This window comes from Bradyrhizobium manausense (genome assembly GCF_018130615.1).
GTDB lineage: Bacteria > Pseudomonadota > Alphaproteobacteria > Rhizobiales > Xanthobacteraceae > Bradyrhizobium > Bradyrhizobium manausense_A.
The window spans coordinates 104,783-125,111 of record NZ_JAFCKB010000021.1 but is presented as its reverse complement, the minus strand read 5'-3'; the positions used below and the strand labels follow the sequence as shown (position 1 = coordinate 125,111).

Annotated in this window: 14 protein-coding genes; 10 read left to right on the top strand and 4 right to left on the bottom strand. The window is 65.4% G+C overall.

Annotation, left to right across the window (positions count from 1 at the left end):
- The first annotated feature begins 30 nt into the window (after positions 1-30).
- From JQ587_RS30235 to JQ587_RS30220, 4 genes are all read left to right on the top strand, one after another.
- Complete coding sequence (locus JQ587_RS30235; RefSeq protein ID WP_212299827.1) at positions 31-588, top strand: biotin transporter BioY; 558 nt, start codon at positions 31-33, stop codon at positions 586-588.
- An 84-nt stretch (positions 589-672) separates the two neighbouring features.
- On the top strand, positions 673-2,007 hold the full coding sequence (locus tag JQ587_RS30230) for a dicarboxylate/amino acid:cation symporter (protein ID WP_212299628.1): 1,335 nt from the start codon (positions 673-675) through the stop codon (positions 2,005-2,007).
- Between the two features lie 103 nt (positions 2,008-2,110).
- A complete protein-coding gene (locus JQ587_RS30225) occupies positions 2,111-2,248 on the top strand; it encodes a hypothetical protein (protein WP_212427777.1) in 138 nt (45 codons plus the stop codon).
- Positions 2,249-2,286: 38 nt separating this feature from the next.
- Positions 2,287-4,392, top strand: coding sequence for a tetratricopeptide repeat protein (locus tag JQ587_RS30220; RefSeq protein ID WP_212427776.1), 2,106 nt, complete (start codon positions 2,287-2,289; stop codon positions 4,390-4,392).
- Here the strand turns inward: JQ587_RS30220 and JQ587_RS30215 are convergent.
- The 3 genes from JQ587_RS30215 to JQ587_RS30205 are packed head-to-tail and all read right to left on the bottom strand — an operon-like array spanning position 4,389 to position 8,408.
- Positions 4,389-5,621: an NAD(P)/FAD-dependent oxidoreductase gene (locus JQ587_RS30215; RefSeq protein ID WP_212299630.1), complete on the bottom strand. Its 1,233-nt coding sequence runs from the start codon at positions 5,619-5,621 to the stop codon at positions 4,389-4,391. The genes JQ587_RS30220 and JQ587_RS30215 overlap by 4 nt on opposite strands.
- 16 nt (positions 5,622-5,637) lie before the next feature.
- Positions 5,638-6,852 (bottom strand): MFS transporter, encoded by a 1,215-nt coding sequence (locus JQ587_RS30210; protein ID WP_212427775.1) that lies wholly within the window; start codon positions 6,850-6,852, stop codon positions 5,638-5,640.
- A gap of 59 nt (positions 6,853-6,911) precedes the next feature.
- Complete coding sequence (locus tag JQ587_RS30205) at positions 6,912-8,408, bottom strand: amidase (protein ID WP_212427774.1); 1,497 nt, start codon at positions 8,406-8,408, stop codon at positions 6,912-6,914.
- A 210-nt stretch (positions 8,409-8,618) separates the two neighbouring features.
- Between JQ587_RS30205 and JQ587_RS30200 the strand changes: the two genes are divergently transcribed.
- Complete coding sequence (locus JQ587_RS30200; RefSeq protein ID WP_212427773.1) at positions 8,619-9,299, top strand: helix-turn-helix domain-containing protein; 681 nt, start codon at positions 8,619-8,621, stop codon at positions 9,297-9,299.
- Between the two features lie 71 nt (positions 9,300-9,370).
- Here the strand turns inward: JQ587_RS30200 and JQ587_RS30195 are convergent, their stop codons facing one another.
- The gene (locus tag JQ587_RS30195) at positions 9,371-12,472 is read right to left on the bottom strand and encodes an Rne/Rng family ribonuclease (RefSeq protein WP_212427772.1); all 3,102 of its coding nucleotides are present in this window, start codon (positions 12,470-12,472) and stop codon (positions 9,371-9,373) included.
- Between the two features lie 705 nt (positions 12,473-13,177).
- Between JQ587_RS30195 and JQ587_RS30190 the strand changes: the two genes are divergently transcribed.
- The 5 genes from JQ587_RS30190 (at position 13,178) to JQ587_RS30170 (ending at position 20,258) form a co-directional block, all read left to right on the top strand.
- Positions 13,178-14,476: an N-acetylmuramoyl-L-alanine amidase gene (locus tag JQ587_RS30190; protein WP_212427771.1), complete on the top strand. Its 1,299-nt coding sequence runs from the start codon at positions 13,178-13,180 to the stop codon at positions 14,474-14,476.
- A 238-nt stretch (positions 14,477-14,714) separates the two neighbouring features.
- Positions 14,715-17,222: a penicillin-binding protein 1A gene (locus JQ587_RS30185; RefSeq protein WP_212427770.1), complete on the top strand. Its 2,508-nt coding sequence runs from the start codon at positions 14,715-14,717 to the stop codon at positions 17,220-17,222.
- A gap of 113 nt (positions 17,223-17,335) precedes the next feature.
- Positions 17,336-18,467, top strand: a protein-coding gene (gene prfB / locus JQ587_RS30180) for a peptide chain release factor 2 (RefSeq protein ID WP_212299637.1) whose coding sequence is annotated in 2 segments (ribosomal slippage) — positions 17,336-17,404 and positions 17,406-18,467 — 1,131 coding nt in all. Because the reading frame shifts where the segments join, the coding sequence is not laid out codon by codon here.
- A 2-nt stretch (positions 18,468-18,469) separates the two neighbouring features.
- Complete coding sequence (locus JQ587_RS30175; RefSeq protein WP_212299638.1) at positions 18,470-19,351, top strand: NAD(P)-dependent oxidoreductase; 882 nt, start codon at positions 18,470-18,472, stop codon at positions 19,349-19,351.
- A 28-nt stretch (positions 19,352-19,379) separates the two neighbouring features.
- Positions 19,380-20,258, top strand: a complete 879-nt coding sequence (locus JQ587_RS30170) for a DMT family transporter (protein ID WP_212427769.1) — start codon at positions 19,380-19,382, stop codon at positions 20,256-20,258.
- The last annotated feature ends 71 nt before the right edge of the window (positions 20,259-20,329 follow it).

The following is a 20,329-nucleotide window of genomic DNA, read 5'->3' as shown; positions in this document are numbered from 1 at the left end:
GCCACGTCACGTTCTCCTCTTGCCGCAGTGATGTGGCCGACCCGACCGGGCGAAGCCGTCGGGCACTTGCGTGCCGTCGTGCTGATCGCGCTCGGTTCCGCACTGATGGCGCTATCAGCCAAGGTGAACCTGCCGCTGCCTTATGTGCCCATGACGTTGCAGACGCTGGTCGTGCTGGTGATCGGTGCGGCCTATGGCTGGCGCCTTGGCAGCGCAACCATGATTGCCTACCTCGCCGAGGGCGCGATGGGACTGCCGGTGTTCGCCGGCCCTGTTGGTGGAATTGCGCCGCTGGTCGGCCCGACCGCGGGCTATCTCTATGGCTTCGTGGCTGCTGCCTTCATCACCGGCTGGCTGGCCGAGCGCGGCTGGGATCGCAACGTGGTGGTGCTGTTTGCGGCTATGGCGGTCGGCCATGTCGTCATTTTCATCGCCGGCTTCGGCTGGCTCGCCTATGGCATCGGCCTTGGCGCAACCAAGGCCTGGATGGTCGGCGTCGTGCCGTTCCTCGCGGCCTCCGTCATCAAGAACGCCCTCGGCGCCGCGCTGATGCCGGCGGCGCGCCGGATCGTCGACCGCCGCGGCTAGATTTCGCCATACGGAATGTTCCAATTGACAGGGCCGGCCAAGTTGATCTTGGCTGGCTCTGAGTTTTTGAGGGGGAGTGAAACAATGACAACGACAACGATGGCTGGTGCGCCGGCTGCACCGAGCGCGGCCAAGCCGTGGTATAAAATTCTCTACGTCCAGGTGCTCATCGCCATCGTGCTTGGCGCGATCGTCGGCTGGTTGTGGCCGTCCGTCGCCACCAACGACTGGATCAAGGCGATGGGCGACGGCTTCATCAAGCTGATCAAGATGGTGATCGCGCCGATCATCTTCTGCACCGTCGTCTCCGGTATCGCCCACATCCAGGACGCCAAGAAGGTCGGACGCATCGGCGTCAAGGCGCTGGTCTATTTCGAAGTCGTCTCCACCTTCGCGCTCGTCATCGGCCTCATCATCGGCAACCTCGTGAAGCCGGGCGCCGGCTTCGGCAATGCAGCGGCAAACGAAGCAGCCGTCGCCAACTACGCCAAGCAGGCCGCGGGCCAGAAGTCGGTCGACTTCATCCTGCACATCATTCCCGACACCGTGGTTGGCGCCTTTGCGCAGGGCGAGATCCTGCAAGTGCTGCTGTTCTCGGTGCTGTTCGGCTTCGCCATCATGGGGCTCGGCGAGCGCGGTCATACCATCCGCAGCTTCATCGACGATGCCGCGCATGCGGTGTTCGGCGTGATCTCGATCGTGATGCGCGCGGCGCCGATCGGTGCGTTCGGCGCGATGGCCTACACCATCGGCAAGTTCGGCACCGGCGCGATCCTCAATCTGATGGGCCTGATTGCCACGTTCTATCTCACCGCGGCGCTGTTCGTGTTCGTCGTGCTCGGCATCATCGCGCGGCTGGCCGGCTTCTCGATCTTCAAGTTCCTGGCTTACATCAAGGACGAGCTGCTGATCGTGCTCGGCACCTCCTCGTCGGAAAGTGCACTGCCGTCCTTGATGGAGAAGCTGGAACGGCTCGGCTGCTCGAAGTCGGTGGTCGGCCTCGTGGTGCCCACGGGCTATTCGTTCAACCTCGACGGCACCAACATCTACATGACGCTGGCGACGCTCTTCATCGCCCAGGCGCTGGGCTTCGATCTCACCTTCGGCCAGCAGCTCACGATCCTGGTCGTGGCGATGCTGACCTCGAAGGGCGCCTCCGGCATCACCGGTGCGGGCTTCATCACGCTGGCGGCAACGCTCGCGGTGGTCGATCCGCGCCTCGTGCCGGGCATGGCGATCGTGCTCGGCATCGACAAGTTCATGAGCGAGTGCCGCGCGCTGACCAATCTCTGCGGCAACGGCGTGGCCTGCGTGATCGTCGCCTGGTGGGAGGGCGAGCTCGATCGCGACAAGCTCACCGCGCGGCTGAGCCAGCAGATCGATCCGACCGACATGGAAACCGCTGTCACGACGGACTGACCCGACCGAACGGCGCGGTGCGCCGGCAGGTCTTGAAGTAAGAGGGCTGATCGAGATCCTCGATCAGCCCTTTCTCCTTTGGCGAAACCGTGGTCGCTACCCCGTGCTCGGCCCGATCTCGTTCGAATATTCGGCCTTCGCCGTCGACGGCCGGCCCGAGTTCGGCATGGTCGTCTACAATCCGGCGACGCCGGAGGATGCCCAGTGCATCAAAGCCGTCCTCGACGCGCATATCGACTGACGGAATTGGCCGCCTCGCGCGTTTAACCGGCATCTCTGATGTCGGGGGGCGGTGGTATCGTGGGCGAGGCGGCAGTTAATCGGATTGTGCTGGAGGCGGCGGAGCATTTTGCGGCGGGCCGGCCGGATCGGGCAGGGCACCTCTGCACGGAGGTTCTGAAGGCGGCGCCAGATCATGTGCCGGCGCTGCATCTGGCCGCGGTCGCCGCCTTCGTCACCGACCGCGCCACCGAAGGGGCTGCGCTGCTGAGCCGCGTCTTCACGATCGATCCCGATCATGCGCCGGCGCTGATCACGCTGGGCGATGCGCTCGCTGTGAAAGGCGAGCACGAAGGTGCCGTGGCCGCGTTCCAGCGCGCGCTACGCGGGCGGCCTGATGATGCCGGCCTGCACAACAAGCTCGGCGTGGCTTTGGGCGAGCTTGCGCGCTTCGGCGAGGCGGAGACGGCCTATCGCCGTGCGATCGCGCTCGATACGCATCTGACGCGCGCGTGCTTCAACCTTGCCGTCGCGCTCGCCGAGCAGGGACGGCTGATCGAGGCGGAGGACGCCTATCGCGCCGTGATCGCGCGCGAGCCTGCTTACCGTGGCGCCTGGCTCAATCTCGGCAACGTCCTTGCGGACCAGAACCGGCTTGCTGACGCTGTGGCTGCGTATCGTTGCGCACTCCGGGCCGATCCTGATGATATCGGGTTGCTGTGCAATCTCGGCGCGGCGCTCTATCGGCAGGATTTGCTCGATGACGCCATCGTCCAGTACCGCCGCGCCGTCGCGCTCGCGTCCGACAATGTCGCGGCGTTGCGCCTGCTTGGCCTTGTCCTGCATGAAGCCCGTCATTTGCAGGAAGCCGCCGGGATCTATCGGCAGACATTCGCGCTTGATCCCAATGATCACATGATCGCCACCAATCTGGGCGCCTGCCTCTCCGATCTCGGCGACCTCGACGACGCGGTTGCGGCCTGCGAGCACGCGCTGCGGCTGAAGCCCGATCACGCGCCGGCCTATACCAATCTCGGTATCATTTTCGAGAAGCAGCAGCGCGTCGCCGATGCGGTCGCCGCGCACCGCTGCGCGGTGGCGTCCGATCCATCCTATGCCAAGGGCCACGCCAATCTCGCAGTCGCGCTGCGTAATGCGGGCGAGCTCGACGAGGCGCTAGCGGTCTCCGCCCGCGCCGTCGCGCTCGATCCGGAGCAGCCGCTTGCGCAATACAACCACGCGCATTTCCTGCTGATGAACGGTCATTTCGCCGAGGGCTTCGAGGCTTATCGCTGGCGCCGCAGGTGCAAGGCGCTGTCCGACGGCGATCCCCATTTCAGCGAGCCGGAATGGCAGGGCGAGCCGCTCAAGGGGCGCACCTTGCTGGTATTCGCTGAATATGGCTTGGGCGATGCCCTGCATTTCGTGCGCTATCTGCCGCTGGTGACCGCAAGCGGCGGCAAGATCATCCTGCAGGTGCAGCCGGCGCTGGCCTCGCTGCTGCGGCAGCTGCCCGACGTCACGGTGATCCCCCGCGGTGAAGCACTGCCGCCATTCGATCTGCAGGTGCCGCTGATGAGCCTGCCGCGCCTGTTCGGCACGACGCTGGATAATGTGCCTGCCGATGGTCCGTATCTGCACGCCGATCCCGGGAAGCTGTCGCGCTGGCGGACTGTGCTTGGTTGCGAGGCGCGGCTGAAGGTCGGCGTGGTCTGGGCCGGCAATCCCAGGCACAAGGGCGACCGGCAGCGTTCGCTGCCGGCCGCGGCCGTCTTGCCGCGGCTCGTGATGCCGGGCGTGCAGCTCTATAGCTTGCAAAAGGAGCCGCGCGCCGAAGACGTCTCGGTGCTGGCCGCGCTCGGCGGCGACATCATCGATCTCGCGCCTGCGCTCGGCGATTTCGCCGATACAGCGGCGGCAGTGGCGGCGCTCGATCTCGTCATCGCCGTCGACACGTCGGTGGCGCATCTGGCGGGCGCGCTCGGCCGCCCGGTGTGGATGCTGACGCCTTACGCGCTCGACTGGCGCTGGCTGCGCGATCGCGAAGACAGCCCGTGGTATCCGACCATGCGGCTGTTCCGCCAGCGTCGCCCGCGCGAATGGGATGATCCGTTGATGCGCTTGGCGGCGGCGCTTGCGGTGCTCGCCGCGAAGGCTGAGTGCTAGAACCGCTCCGGCCGGTACGGTGTCGGATCGATTGATGGCGTCTCGCCGTTCATCATCTCGGCGAGCAATCGTCCGGTCGCGGGTCCCAGCGTAAAGCCCTGATGGCCGTGGCCGAAGTTCATCCAGAGTCCGGGGTGACGTGGGGCGCGACCGAGCACCGGCACCATGTCGGGCGTGCAGGGACGGGTGCCGAACCACGGCTCCGGTTCGGCACGCTTGCCGAGATCGATCAACTCGCGTGCCGATGCTTCGGCACTGGCGAGTTGCACCGGCGTCGCCAGCGCATCCGGCCCGGTCAGCTCCGCGCCCGTGGTGATGCGGATGCCCTTGGCCATCGGGCCCATGGCGTAACCGCCCCCCTTGTCGACCAGCGGCAGGTCGAGCGAGGCGCCGCCGCTGTAATGCATGTGGTAACCGCGCTTGCGCACCAGCGGAATCCGGTAACCGAACTTGTGCAGGAGATCCGGCGACCACGGGCCCAGCGTCACGACGGCGTTGGCGGCATCGACGCGGCCATTGTCAGTCTCGACCGACCATCCGGTCCCTGTCTGCTGCAGCGACTGCGCATTGCCGAGCACGATGGCGCCACCGAGACGCTCGAACAGATCGGCGTAGGCCGTGACCAGGGCGCCGGGATCGGATGCGGTCCAGGTGTCGAGCCAATGGATCGCGCCGGGGAGGTCGTCGCGCAGGATCGGCTCGGCCCTGGTCAACTCGCTGCCCGAGAGCACGCGAAAATTCACGCCGAACTCGCGGCGATCTTCCTCCGCCGACTTGATCGCCTGGTCGAATGATGCGGCGTCACGATGCAGCACACGGTAGCCGGCGCGGCGGATCAGATTGTCGGCATGGGCCTCGCGGATGAGGATGTCGTGCTCGGGCGTCGCATAGGCGATCAGGCGAGCCCAGGCCTCGATCGCTTCGCGGTGTCGCTTCGGCGCGGAGTGCCACCAGTAGCGAAGCAGCGGTTCGACGTGGCGATGCAGCGACGAAAAGCTGTAGCGCACGTCGTTGGTGCGCCCGGTTGCGATATTCAGGAGTGAAGTGAGGTCGCGCGGCATCGGATAGGGCCGCACCGCCTCCGCCTGGATCATCCCGGCATTGCCGTAACTGGTCTCGCGGCCCGGCTCGCGGCGGTCGACGAGCGTGACGGTCCAGCCGCGTTGCTTCAGATGCAAGGCGGCACTCACGCCTACCATGCCGCCGCCAAGAACGATTGCGCTTTGCATCGGCAGACCTCTCTCGTCAGGCCGGCTCTGGCGCGAGCCTGGGCTGCGCCGTGTTGATGGTCGTAGCGACGACGACGGACAGCGCCGTCATCGCGACCAGGAAGCCGAAGGCCGCGTCGAATGATCCGGTTCCGGTCACGATGAAACCCATGATGGCCGGCGCAACGAAGCCCGCGCTCTGGCCGCCAAGGTTGACCATGCCGACGCCCGATCCGATCTGATCGTCCCGGAGCAGCTTGGTCGGGAGCGCGACCACCGCCGCCAGCACGAAGGACTTGAAGAAGTAGACCAGCGACTGAAACACGATCAGCACCGTGATCGTCTCCGACTTGTACATGGCGTAGAGGAAGATGCCGGTCAACGTGGAGCTGCCGATCAGGAGATATTTTTCGCGCTCGGCAAAGAACGTGGTCATGACCCAGCCACCGATCGCGGTCGCGATCGTCGCCATCACGAACGGGATCGGTGCCACGATGCCGACCGTCTTGAGATCCAGCCCGCGGTGCTGAAGCAGATAGAGCGGCATCCAGGAATCCAGGCCCTTGTTGACGCAGCTGAGGCCGAACCACACCACCATCAACTGCCAGAGCAGCGGATTCTTCATCAGCTCGCGCATCGGAGCCCGGGGCTTCGCCGTCACGGGCCCCACGCCGATACGCGCAAGATGTGGAACGAAGACGAAATAAATCAGCGCGAACAGGACGCCGGCGAAGCCGATGGCATTGAAGGCATGACGCCAGCCCAGCCAGAGGATCAGCGGCGCCATGATGAGCGGCGCGATCATGCTGCCGGCATAGTTCGACGACAGCAGCAGCGCCGACATTTTTGGCCGGCTGTCCTTCTTGAACAACTCCGCTATGGCGCGGATGCTCGCCGGCGGAAATCCGCCCTCGGCGATGCCGAAGATGAAGCGGATCGCGATCAGCGAGGTCAGCGACCAGGCCAGGCTCGTGAAGGCCGTGAAGATCGACCACATCACGATCGTGACGATCACCACATATTTGGAACCGAAGCGATCGGAGAGCCATCCGCCCGGCACTTGCATCGCGGCATAGCCGAGAAAGAACGCGCTGATGACGATGCCGAGGTCGGCGGCCTGGAGATTGAAGTCCTTACCGATCTGCGCCAGCGCCAGCGAGATCGCCGCACGGTCGATGTAGGAGATGCAATAGGCAATGTAGAGCAGGACGAACGCGACGATTCCGGTTTTCCGCTGCGACAGTTCGGTCATGCTGATCTCCGTTTCGCCGGCGATCCGGCGGCCATGCCTGCTTGGTCGATTGCCAGGTTCTATTCCCAGGTGAGGAAGCCGGGTGCCGACGAGAGCGGCGGTGCCGTTGCAAGCCGCGCCAGGTCGGGCACCGGCCGGCACAGTTGCGGGTCGCCCGCGAATGCAGCCTCGAGGCTCGCTGCGACGGAGAGCACGATCGCGTCGCCGCCGCGCGGGCCGACGATCTGCAGGCCGAAGGGCAGGCCGGCTTCGTCGCGGCCGAGTGGAATGCTGATCGCGGGATGGCCGGGGAGCGTCACCGCGTAGGCAAGCGCGAGCCAGTGGAAGTAGGATTTTGTCGGCGCGCCGTCGATCTCGGCGGGATAGAGCTCGGACCACGGCCGGGGACTGAGCGTGATGGTCGGGCTGACCAGGACGTCGCAGGTTTCGAAGAAGCTTTGATAGGCACGGTAGATCCGCGTCTGCGTCGTCGCGGCGCGTCCATGATCTTCGAGCGTATAGCTCAGGCCTTCCTCGACATTGGCGCGAACATTGGGGCCGAGCATCTCCGCCCGCTCTTTGTAATTCTTGCCGTGCATCGCCAGGAACAGCCCGGCGCGCAGCACGGCGAAGGCATCGTCCGCGCCGGTGCAGTCCGGCGTCGCCTCGCGGCATTCGGCGAACAGCGGCGCAAGCGTCTTGACGCGATTGCGGAAGACGCGGCGGATGGCCTGCTCGGTCGGCGCAAAGCCGAAGTCTTCGGTGAAGGCGAGGCGCAGCTTGCCAAGGTCAGCGGGGCGCGGCGCGGCCCAGCGCTCGGCGCGTCCGCGCAGGGGCTCGCCGGGCAGCGTGTAGGCGAGCGGATCGCGGGCATCGTCGCTCGCCATCACTGACAGCATCAGCGCGGTATCGGCGACATTGCGCGCCATCGGTCCGTCGGTCGACAGGTTGGACCAGCCGAAGGCGCGCTTCTCGCTGGCCACGAGACCGTAGGAGGGACGCATGCCGACGATGCCGGCGTAGCCCGCGGGATTGCGCAAGGATCCGCCGGTGTCGGAGCCCGAGGCAAGCGGCGCCATGCTGCAAGCAAGCGCGACCGCGGAGCCGCCGGAGGAGCCGGCTGCCGAACGCATGGGATCGAAGGGATTGCCGGTCGCGCCGAACACGGGATTGCGGGTGTTGCCGCCTGCCGCCCATTCCGGCGTGTTGGTCTTGCCGAAGATGATGGCGCCGGCCGCGCGCAATCGTGCGACCGAGCCCTGGTCGGCGGTTGGCACATTCTCGCTCAGCAGCGGGCTGCCATAGGTGGAGCGCATCCCGGCGGTGTCTTGCGTATCCTTGATCAGAACCGGGAGGCCGTGCAGCGCGCCATGATCCTCACCGCGCAGGAGCGCGGCCTCGGCCTGCTTCGCGGCAGCCCGTGCACCCGGCTCGTCGAGCGTCACGACCGCGTTGACGGCGGCATTCGTCGTGGCGATGCGGGACAGGCAGGCGTCAAGCAACTCGACTGGCGAGATCGCCCGCGCGGCCAGCAGGCGGCGCAACTCAACGGCACTCGTGTCGCAAAGTTCGGGCAACGCCAGCTCCATTTCAGAATATGAAAACAATTTAGCATATCGGAAAGTAGGTTCGACGCATCAATATTCGTCAAATCCGGCGAGATCGTGCACAAATCCTGGTTGGTTTGCCCAGGAAGCTACCAAAAGAGGTAACTGGGTATTCGAACCGTTGAAGAGATTAGGTCGATCGGCCAATATTTTTTCTCGTGGCCGTGTTAGAGATGCTGCATGAGCGAGATTACGACGCCCGAAGGTGCCAGTTCCCAGCTCGGCCAGTGTCTCAAGGCTGCGCGCCAGGCGCGTGGGCTGACGCTCAAGCAGGTCGCGGAGCGGACCGGAATGGCGCTGTCGACGCTTTCGAAGGTCGAGAACGGGTTGATGTCGCTGACCTACGACAAGCTGCTCCAGCTCACCTCAGGCCTGAAGATGGAGATCGCCGAGCTGTTCAATCCGGCGGTGGCGGCGCCTGCACAAGGCAGGCCGGTCACGGCGCGGCGGAGCATCAGCCGGGCCGGGCAGGGCCAGCTGATCAACACGAAATTCTACACCTACACCTATCAATGCACGGATCTGATCGGCAAGCGCATGGTGCCGATCGTGGCTGAGGTCCGCGCGCGCTCGCTGGACGAGTTCGGCCCGCTGCTGCGCCATGCCGGCGAAGAGTATTTTCTGGTGACCAGCGGACGCGTCGCGGTTCACACCGAGTTCTACGCGCCGGAGATCCTCGGCGAAGGCGACGGCATCTATCTCGACAGCACCATGGGCCACGCCTACCTCAATGCCGGCGAGGCGTCGTCCGCCAAGGGAGTCTGTCTCTGCACCAGCGAGGCGCCAGATCTCTACGATCAGCTCCGTCAGATCGCATCGCGCGACGTGGCGCCGCTCGCCGATGACGAGTTGCCGTCCTAGCACTTCGGCGAGGCATGAAACGAAAAACGCCCGGCCGGGCCGGGCGTTTTTTTTACTTTGGATGTTTCTTTCTATTCGCCGCCGCCGAAGCGGCGCGACCACCAGCCGGCGCGGCGCGGGGCGGCCGGCGTCTCGGTGGCCACTTCCGGCGCGGGCGCGGGCTCAGGCGCGGGCGAAGCAACCGGTTCGGGCGCTGCCGCAACCGGGGCTACCGGCTCGCTCGGGCTGCTCGACAGGAAGCTCACCTTCTCGCGAACCGTGGAGCGGCGTCGGGCGGCCTTGTCGTCGGCTGAGGGGTCTTCCTCAGCAACGGCAGCAGAAGGCGCGGGCTGCACCGGCGATTCAACAGGTGCCTGGAGCTGAAACTCGGGCTGAGACGCCTCAACCGGGGCGATATGCTCCGAATGCGCAATCGACGGTGCCGACTCGCTGCCGGAGCTGTCGAAATCAGCGACCGCTTCGGTTGCTTCCGACGGTGGATTGCCGCCGAGCTCGTCGCCGATGGAGCCGGCGAGGCCTTCCTCGCCGTTACCGCGCCGACGACGTCCACCCCTGCGACCACGCCGGCGACGGCGCTCGCCGCTGCCCTGCTGCTCGCCGCGGGCGGCCTGCTCCTCGCCTTCCTCGCCGTCCTGTTCGGCCTCGGCGTCCTCTTCGCCTTCGACTGCGACCGCTGCGGCCCCTTCAGCAGAAGCGGGAGCGCCATCCTCGCGCGCCTCGCCGTCGCGCTGACCACCGCGGCCACGCCGGCGGCGGCGGCGCTTGCGGCGCTGGCCGTCCTGCTCGGGCGAAGCGTCGCCTGCAGCTTGTTCTTCCGCGAGACCCTCGGTCTCCTCGGTCTCGACTTCGGATTCCAGCTCCGGATCGAACTCCTCGTCGTCATAGGCTTCTTCGGCCAGCGGCGGCGGGCTTGCGGCGGCCTGAGCTGCAAGCAGCGCCTTGGCGGCTTCCAGCGTATGCACCTGCTCGCCACGGTCGATGAGATAGGCCTGCGGTCCGCTGACGCTTGCATCGGCGATGACCGACAGCGTGACCTTGAAGCCGTTCTCGAGGTCGCGCAGATGACCGCGCTTGTGATTCAGCACATAGAGCGCGACGTCGGTGCGGGTGCGGACCACCAGGTTGTGGGTCGCGCCCTTCATCAGGATTTCTTCGAGGCCGCGCAGCAGTTGCAGCGCCACCGAGGACACCGACCGGACATGGCCGGTGCCGCCGCAATGCGGGCAGGGATCGGTCGAGCTCTCCAGCACGCTGGCGCGGATGCGCTGGCGCGACATTTCAAGCAGGCCGAAATGCGAGATACGCCCGACCTGGATGCGCGCGCGATCCTGCCGCAGGCAATCGGACAGCTTGCGCTCGACCGCACGGTTGTTGCGCTTCTCGTCCATATCGATGAAGTCGATGACGATCAGGCCGGCGAGGTCGCGCAGGCGGAGCTGGCGGGCGACCTCTTCGGCCGCCTCCAGATTGGTCTTGAGCGCGGTGTCCTCGATATGATGCTCGCGGGTCGATCGCCCGGAGTTGACGTCGATCGAGACCAGCGCCTCGGTCTGGTTGATCACGATGTAGCCGCCGGAGCGTAGCTGCACGGTCGGCGAGAACATCGCATCGAGCTGGCTCTCGACGCCCATGCGCGAGAACAGCGGCTGGCCGTCGCGATACTGCCGCACCGCGCTGACATTGGCGGGCATGAGCATCTTCATGAAATCGCGCGCTTCGCGGTAGCCGGCCTCGCCGGCGACCTGAATCTCGTCGATCTCCTTGTTGTAGAGGTCGCGCAGCGAGCGCTTGATCAGCGAGCCTTCCTCGTAGACCAGCGTCGGGGCCTGCGACTTCAGCGTCAGGTCGCGCACCGTCTCCCACATCCGGATCAGGTATTCGAAATCGCGCTTGATCTCGGGCTTGGTGCGGGCGGCACCCGCTGTGCGCAGGATGATTCCCATGCCCTCGGGCACGTCGAGATCCTGCACCACTTCCTTCAGGCGCGAACGGTCCTGGGCCGAGGTGATCTTGCGGCTGATGCCGCCGCCACGCGCGGTGTTCGGCATCAACACGGCATAGCGGCCGGCGAGCGACAGATAGGTCGTCAGCGCCGCGCCCTTGTTGCCGCGCTCTTCCTTGACCACCTGCACCAGCATCACCTGGCGGCGCTTGATGACTTCCTGGATCTTGTACTGGCGGCGGGGGCGGAAGGTGCGCTCCGGCACTTCTTCTAGCACGTCGTCACCGCCGACGGATTCGACGACTTCCTCTTCGGCTTCCTCGCCGTCGTCCTCGTCCTCGTCGTCGTCACCGGCGGCGTCCGCAGCCTCGCCATGCGGCGCTTCGCTGATCTCGCCGGCGGCGTAAACGGCATCGGCCGGCTCGGTGACTGATGTCACGGCTTCGGCAAGGGCCTCGCTGTGCGTTTCGAAGGCGGGAGCTTCCTGCGGCTCGGCCACGGTCTCGGCGGCAACGACCGGCTCGGCGCCGATGGCTGCGACAGGCGCGGGCGTCTCGTCGGCATGATGATCATGGTCGTGATGATCGTGCTCACCATCGTGACCGTGGTCGTCATTGTCGTGGTGGTGATCGTCATCATGGGCATGATGATGGTCGTCATGGCCATGATCGTCGTGATCATGCTCGTGATGATCATGACCTTCGTGCTCGCCGTGATGCTCTGCGTCGGCGTGCAGGTGCTCGCCCTCATGCGAAGCGCCCTCGGCGTGCTCAGGCAGCGGCTGGCCCTCGACCGGCTGCGCCGCCGGATCGGCGCCGGCGTCCAGACCCTCGACGATGTCGCTGCGGACGCGCTCGCCGTGACCGCGACGGCGGGCGTTGCGGTGGCGCGAGCGGCGGCGGCCGTGGGAGCGATTCTCGCTCTCTTCCTCGGCTTCACGATGGGCCTGCTCCTCGGCCTCGATCAGCGCCTGCCGGTCGGCGACCGGGATCTGATAATAGTCGGGATGGATTTCGCTGAAGGCGAGGAAGCCGTGGCGGTTGCCGCCATATTCAACGAAGGCGGCCTGGAGCGAGGGTTCGACCCTGGTGACCTTGGCGAGATAGATGTTCCCGCGCAGTTGCTTGCGTTGCGCGGTCTCGAAGTCAAACTCTTCGACGCGATTGCCGCGGACCACGACGACCCGGGTCTCTTCCGGGTGGGTGGCATCGATCAACATCTTGTTGGGCATGTCTTAACTCTTGGCGGCGGCGGGCGCGATCGACCGTGGGCGCGAAGAGCGCTGCCGGGTGACGCGACGGTCCACCTGATTCGGGGGTGAGGGGAAGGCCGAAACGCCGTCTCTCGCGCCTTGCCGAACCGAAAGCTTCAGGACCCAAGCGGCGCGCGGGAGTGTCACTCCGCAGCGTCGCGAAAGGTCCTTCAGAATTCGTCGGCACAGTCTGGCGCATCAAGCGTCGGCCCGTATGAAACATTGGGCGGCGGGGCCGCCCCTCAATCAGTTGCTGCTGGCCAGGCATGGCGCGAGCGCGCTCGCCTTGGTGATTGCGAACCGCTCCCTTGGGATCAAGGGACCGGGTAACGGGTTAAGTCGCTGTCAGAACCGCCCCGGAAACGCAGTGGTAACCGGAAACCGTCCGCCGCCGGGGCTTGCCCCGTTCCGCCTCGCTGCCGCGCACCGCGCTGGTCTTAGAGGGGAACGAAAAACGCTGGAATTCCCAAACCTTGGGCGTTCCGGCGCTGCACCGGGAGGCTGAACGCGACACAACCGGAAATATCGGCCGTCAGCATTCCGTACATACGAGGAATGGGGCATCCGTGCAAGGGAGCGTCGCACGCCGGTCACAGTCGAAGAGTTTCGCGCTTCCGTCATTAAGGATCGATTAACCCTGTGGTTCTATTGCGTTAAAGAGGGCTGCTCGGAGGCACGGAGTCGGTGGCGAGCCGCACAAATCAACGGGTTTTGCTGGGGGTTGCGCTGCTATGCGCCGCAGCACTGCCGTGCGCCGATTCCTCGCGTCTGAATGCGGCTGAGAGCCCATCGCAACCCTCTGTTGCGACAGCGAATTTTCCCGTTGCCACGGCCGCGCGCCTGGCCGGTGACGGCAAGCAGACCCGCTTCATTCTCGACCTCGACCAGACCGTCAGCTTCCGCACCGCAACGCTCGCCGATCCCTATCGGGTCGTGATCGATGTTCCCCAGGTCAATTTTCAGCTGGCGCCGGGCACGGGGGCCGGGCGGGGGCTGGTCAAGGCCTTCCGCTATGGGCTCGTGATGCCGGGCGGCTCTCGAATCGTGTTCGACCTGACCGGGCCCGCCAAGATCACCAATTCCTACGTTCTCGATGCGGCCAACGGCCAGCCGGCCCGGCTGGTGCTCGAGTTGGAGGAGGTCGATCGCGCAGCCTTCGTGCAAACGCCGGCTCCGGAGAATCGCCCTGAGTTGCGCCCGACGGTTGCTGCCGCGCCGCCGGTAACTATTCCTGCCGGGCCCGAAGCGGCCCCGCAGAAGCCGGGGACGCCGTCCGACGGGCGGCCGGTCGTCGTGATCGATCCTGGCCATGGCGGCATCGATAACGGCACCCAGTCGAGCGGCGAGAGCGAGAAGAACCTGGTGCTGACGTTTGGCCTCGCGTTGCGCGACCGGCTCGAAAAGGCCGGCAAATATCGCGTGGTGATGACGCGGGACGACGACACTTTCATTCCGCTCAATGACCGTCCCAAGGTCGCCCGCAATCTGAACGCCGCGCTGTTCGTCTCGATCCACGCCGATGCGCTGCCGAAGGCCGAGGGCGATGCGCAGGGGGCCACGATCTACACGCTCTCGGACAAGGCGTCCGACGCTGAGGCCCAGCGCCTGGCCGACGCCGAAAACCGGGCGGACGCGATTGCCGGCTTCAATCTCGCGGAAGAGCCGACCGACGTCGCCGACATTCTGATCGACCTCACACAGCGGGAAACCCGCACCTTTTCAAACCGTTTCGCCCATTTGCTGATGGGCGAAATGAAGTCGACGGTGCGGATGCACAAGCACCCCCTTAAATCGGCCGGGTTCCGGGTGCTGAAGGCTCCCGACGTGCCTTCGGTGCTGGTCGAGATCGGCTATGTCTCCAACAAGGGCGACCTCGAGCACCTCGTATCGGAGGGCTGGCGCTCCAAGGCTGTCGGCTCGATGGCCCAGGCGATCGACACATTCCTGGCCAAGCGGATGGCGACGGCGGGGGCTGGCAATTGAGAAGGGAATGCCGGGTCAGCTGTTAAGCCCTAGTTTGGCCACAGCGGGCGCCCTATAAAAACGACGCAGGGGGTTCCGGAATCGACGAGAATCCCGTTCGGCAAGCGTCATTCGGTCCGGCATTGATGGTATTGAGTAGGCCGGCGAATTCGCGACGTGAGGACGGCGCCTCTTTTGTGGTTTGGGCGCCTTGAGGCTGATCTTGGGCTGATCCAGGGATTGAACGGATAAATATATAATGCGCTTGCTTGTGCGGTTCATGGGCTTCCTGTTCGCCGCGGGAACGGTGGTGTTCCTTGTCGGTGTCGGTGCCGTGGCAGGCCTGATCTGGCATTTCTCCAAGGACTTGCCCGATTACTCTCAGCTTCAGGATTACGAGCCGCCGGTGATGACCCGCGTGCACGCGGTCGACGGCTCGCTGCTCGGCGAATACGCCAAGGAGCGCCGGCTTTACTTGCCGATCCAGGCCGTGCCGAAGCTCGTGATCAACGCCTTCCTCGCCGCCGAAGACAAGAATTTCTATGAGCACGGCGGCATCGACTACACCGGCATGGCCCGTGCGGGTCTGCTGTACTTGCAGAACTACGGCTCCAACCGCCGTCCGCAGGGTGCGTCGACGATCACCCAGCAGGTCGCCAAGAACTTCCTTCTGACCAACGAAGTTTCGTTCGCGCGCAAGATCAAGGAAGCCTTGCTCGCGATGCGGATCGAGAAGACCTATTCGAAGGACAAGATCCTCGAGCTGTATCTGAACGAGATCTATCTCGGCCTCGGCGCCTACGGCATCGCTGCCGCCTCGCTGGTCTATTTCGACAAGTCGGTGAACGAGCTCACCGTGGCGGAAGCCGCCTACCTCGCGGCGCTGCCGAAAATGCCGGCGACGCTGCACCCGGTTCGCAACCGGGACCGCGCCATCGAGCGCCGTAACTACGTGATCGACCGTCTCCAGGAGAACGGCTGGATCAAGCAAGCCGACGCCGACAAGGCGCGCAAGGAGCCGCTGGCCGTCACCAACCGTTCCAACGGCGCCCACACCTTCGCCGGCGAATATTTCGCCGAGGAGGTCCGCCGCGACATCTTCGAGCGCTATGGCGAGAAGAAGCTGTACGAGGGCGGTCTGTCGGTCCGCACCACGCTCGATCCGAAGATCCAGGTCATGGCGCGCAAGACCATGGTATCCGGTCTCGTCAATTATGACGAGCAGCAGGGCTACCGCGGCGCCATTAGCAAGCTCGATATTTCAGGCGACTGGGGCGTGAAGCTCGCCGAGATCAAGTCGCTGTCCGACATTTCGCCGTGGCGCATGGCCGTGGTGCTGGAGACCAGCGACCAGTCGGCCCGCATCGGCTTCCAACCGAACCGCGAGCTCGGCGGGGCCGTCAGCAAGCAGCGCGAGACCGGCCTCATCACGGTCGACGGCGTGCGCTGGGCGAGGGCGGCGCAGGGGAACGCCAAAGGCAAGACGCCGAATTCGGTGGCGCAGGTGCTGCAGCCCGGTGACGTGATCTATGCCGATCCGCTCTACAGCAAGGAAGGACAACCGGTCGAAGGTCAGTACCGTCTGCGCCAGATCCCCGAAGTGTCGGGTGCGATGGTGGTGATGGACCCCTGGACCGGCCGCGTGCTCGCGATGGTCGGCGGCTTCTCGTTCGACCAGAGCCAGTTCAACCGCGCCACGCAGGCCTACCGGCAGCCGGGTTCGTCGTTCAAGCCGATCGTCTATTCGGCCGCGCTCGACAACGGTTATACGCCATCGACCGTCGTGCTCGACGCCCCGATCGAAATCGACCAGGGGCAGGGCGCCGGTGTCTGGCGGCCTGAAAACTTTTCGGCGAACAAATATCAGGGACCGGTGACGCTGCGGAACGCGCTGCGGCAGTCGCTGAACACCGTGACGGTGCGTCTTGCGCAGGACATCGGCATGCCCCTGATCGGCGAATATGCACGCCGCTTCGGCGTCTATGACGAACTGCCGAATTTTCTCTCCTACGCGCTCGGCGCCGGCGAGACCACGGCGATGCGCATGGTCACGGCCTATTCGATGCTCGCCAATGGCGGCCGCCGCGTGAAGCCGACCTTGATCGACCGAATCCAGGACCGCTACGGACACACCATCTTCAAGCACGACCAGCGCGAATGCCGCGGCTGCGACGCACCCGGCGGCTGGAAGAACCAGGCCGAGCCGCAACTGATCGACCGCCGCGAGCAGGTGCTGGATTCCATGACCGCCTATCAGATCACCGAGCTGATGGAAGGCGTGGTCCAGGCCGGTACCGCGACCGTGGTGAGGGAAGTCGGCAAGCCGATCGCCGGCAAGACCGGCACGACCAACGAGGCCAAGGACGCCTGGTTCGTCGGCTTCTCGCCCGACGTCGCGGTCGCCATCTACATGGGCTACGACAAGCCGCGTCCGCTCGGCAAAGGCAACGCGGCGACCGGCGGCCATCTGGCCGCGCCGATCGCGCGCGACTTCTTGAAGCTCGCGCTCGCCGACAAGCCCGCCGTTCCCTTCAAGGTGCCCGCCGGCATCAAGCTGATCCGCGTCGTTGCAAAGACCGGCATGCGCGCCGGTCCGGGCGAGACCGTTGGAACCATCCTCGAAGCCTTCAAGCCGGGTACGGCGCCGCCGGACAATTACTCGGTCATCGGCGTCGCCGACGCCGACGGACGCGGCGGGCCGGGAGCGCCGCAACAGCAGCCGGATTCCGGCTTCTTCATGCGGCCGGGCACCGGCGGACTGTACTAAGGCCTAGGACAAGACAGACGTTCTTTGCGGTGGCGGTTGCGCTTTGCAGCCGCCGCCGCTACATCCCGGTCTCACTTGTACGCGGAACGAATTCCGCGAGATCAGAGAACGACATGCGCGCCGAAATCGAACGGTTGGTAGAAGAGATCAAGCAGTCAGTCGGGCTGCTGAGGAGGCATCTTTGACGTCGAGAAATCGACGGCGCGCCTCGCTGAGCTGAACAAGCTCGCAGAAGATCCCAACCTCTGGAACGATCCCCAGAAAGCCCAGAAGCTGATGCAGGAGCGCACCTCGCTTGAGGACTCGCTCTCGGGCATCGGCAAGGTCGAGCAGGAGCTCGAAGACGATATCGGCATGATCGAGCTCGGCGAAGCCGAGGGCGACACCGGTGTCGTGGCCGAAGCTGAAGCTGCGCTCAAGAACCTCAAGAAGGAAGTGGCTCGGCGCGAACTCGAGGCGCTGTTGTCGGGCGAGGCCGACCGCTTCGACTCCTATCTCGAGGTCCATGCCGGCGCCGGCGGCACCGAGAGCCAGGACTGGGCGCAGATGCTCCTGCGCATGTACACACGCTGGGCCGAGACGCACGGCTTCAAGGTCGAGTTCCTCGAAGAGTCCGAGGGCGAAGAGGCCGGCATCAAGTCCGCAACCATCCAGGTTTCCGGCCACAACGCCTATGGCTGGCTCAAGACCGAAGCGGGCGTGCATCGCCTCGTGCGCATCTCGCCATTCGATTCCAACGCGCGGCGGCACACCTCGTTTTCGAGCGTGCAGGTGTTCCCGGTCATCGACGACAGCATCAAGATCGACATCAAGGAATCCGACGTCCGCACCGACACCATGCGTTCGGGCGGCGCCGGCGGCCAGCACGTCAACAAGACCGAATCCGCGGTGCGCCTGACACATATCCCGACCGGCGTCGCGGTGGTCTGTCAGGCCGGCCGTTCCCAGCACAAGAACCGGGCGCAGGCCTGGGACATGCTGCGCGCACGCCTGTACGAGATCGAGCTGAAGAAGCGCGAGGAGAAGGCCGCCGCCGACCAGGCCGCCAAGACCGATATCGGCTGGGGCCACCAGATCCGCTCCTACGTGCTGCAGCCCTATCAGATGGTGAAAGACCTGCGCACGGGCGTGCAGACCTCCGATACCTCGGGAGTGCTCAACGGCGAGCTTGATGACTTCATGGCCGCGACGCTGGCGCAGCGCGCCTTCGGCACCACTGGTGCCGACATCGAGGACGTAGACTAGCCATGACCCGCGTTGCCTTCATCGGGTTGGGACGGATGGGCCATGGCATGGCCGGCCGTTATCTCGATGCCGGTTTTACTGTGGCGCTGTGGAATCGCAGCAAGGCGAAAGCTGAAGACCTGATTGCGCGCGGCGCGAAATGGGCGACCTCGCCCGAGGACGCCGCGATCGATGCCGATGCGGTCGTGACCATGGTCGCCGACGACGAAGCTTCGCGCGCTGTCTGGCTCGGACCGAACGGCGCGGCCAAGACGATGAAGGCCGGCACCATCGCCATCGAGTGCTCCACCGTTTCCTACGACCATGCGCGCGAGATGGGCCGCGAGCTCAATGCGCGTGGCCTGATCTATATCGATTGCCCCGTGACGGGATTGCCGGATGCGGCTGCGGCGGGAAAGCTGACGCTGCTCGCCGGCGCCGACCCGGCCGATCTCGAACGCGCGCGCCCGTTCCTCGAGCCGATCGGCTCGACCATCCGCCATTTCGGCGCGGTCGGCTCCGGTACGGTCTACAAGCTCATCAACAACCTCCTGGGGGCGATCCAGATCGCGGGCCTCGCCGAGGGCCTTGCCATCGCCGAGCAGGCCGGGCTCGACATGAAGCTCGTGCTGGAGTCGATCCAGGCCGGTGTTGCCGCGAGCCCGCAGGTCACGCGCCACTCCAAGCGCATGGTCGCCCGCGATTTCAGCGGCGCGACCTTTACGGCCGCACTCCGGCACAAGGATGCCGCCTACGCCGTGAGGCTTGCGGAGAGCCTGCTCGCCGACAAGCCGCTGGTTGCGCGCGCCGCCGTCGAGTCCTATGCGCAGGCGAAGGCCGCGATGCCCGACGACGACGAAGGCAAGATGATCGAGCTGGTGTCGCGGCCGAAGAAGCCATCGTAACTGGAATTCGACTTAACTGGAATTCAACATGGGGCAGCCTCGATCGGACCGCGGTCTCGGCATTGCCCTCGTCACCGCTGCGGCGATTGCCTGGAGCACGGCGCCGTTCTTCACGCGGCTCCTGCCGTTTGATCCCTGGACCATTCTGTTCTGGCGCGGCCTGTTCGGCGGCAGCCTGATCTCAGGCCTTCTCGTCCTGATGCAGGGGCCGGGCGTGCTCAGGCAATTGGTGGTGCCGGGACGTGGCGGCTTACTGGTCGCGTCATTGTCCGCCATCGGCATGATCTCGTTCATTCCCGCGCTTCAGATGACTGATGTCATGAACGTCGCGGTGCTGATCGCGACCCAGCCGTTTGTCGCGGCGGTGCTGGCATGGCTGTGGCTCGGCGAAGCCGCGACATGGCGCACTCTGATCGCGAGCCTCGTCGCGCTTGCCGGCGTGGTCATCACCGTCGGCGGGATTAGAGCGGGCGCCGATATCGGCGGCGTGGCGCTGAGCTGCCTGATGGTGCTTGCCATCTCGGCGATGACGGTCGTCGTTCGACGCCATCGCGAGACGTCGATGGTGGCGGCAGCCGCACTGTCGAATTTCATCGGCAGCCTGGTCAGCCTGCCGCTCGCCCACGACATCACCCATGTCGGCGGCTACAATCTGGCAATCCTTGCGATGTTCGGCTGCCTCCAGGTCGCGCTCGGCCTGACCTTCTACATGCTCGGTTCGCGGCTGCTGCCGTCAGGGCAGGCGTCGCTCATCGCCACGCTGGAGACGCCGCTGATGGCGTTCTGGATCTGGGTCGGCTTTGGTGAGGTGCCGGCCGTGCATGCGCTGATTGGCGGGACGCTGGTGATCGGGGCGGTGATCGCGGATATCGCGGGGGATGCGCATTCGCGCCGATCGCCTGAGTGACTTTATCGGAAACCGGGTGGCAAGATCAGCCGCGCCGTCCTAGGCGACAGGCTAGGCCGCAGAGGCGAGAC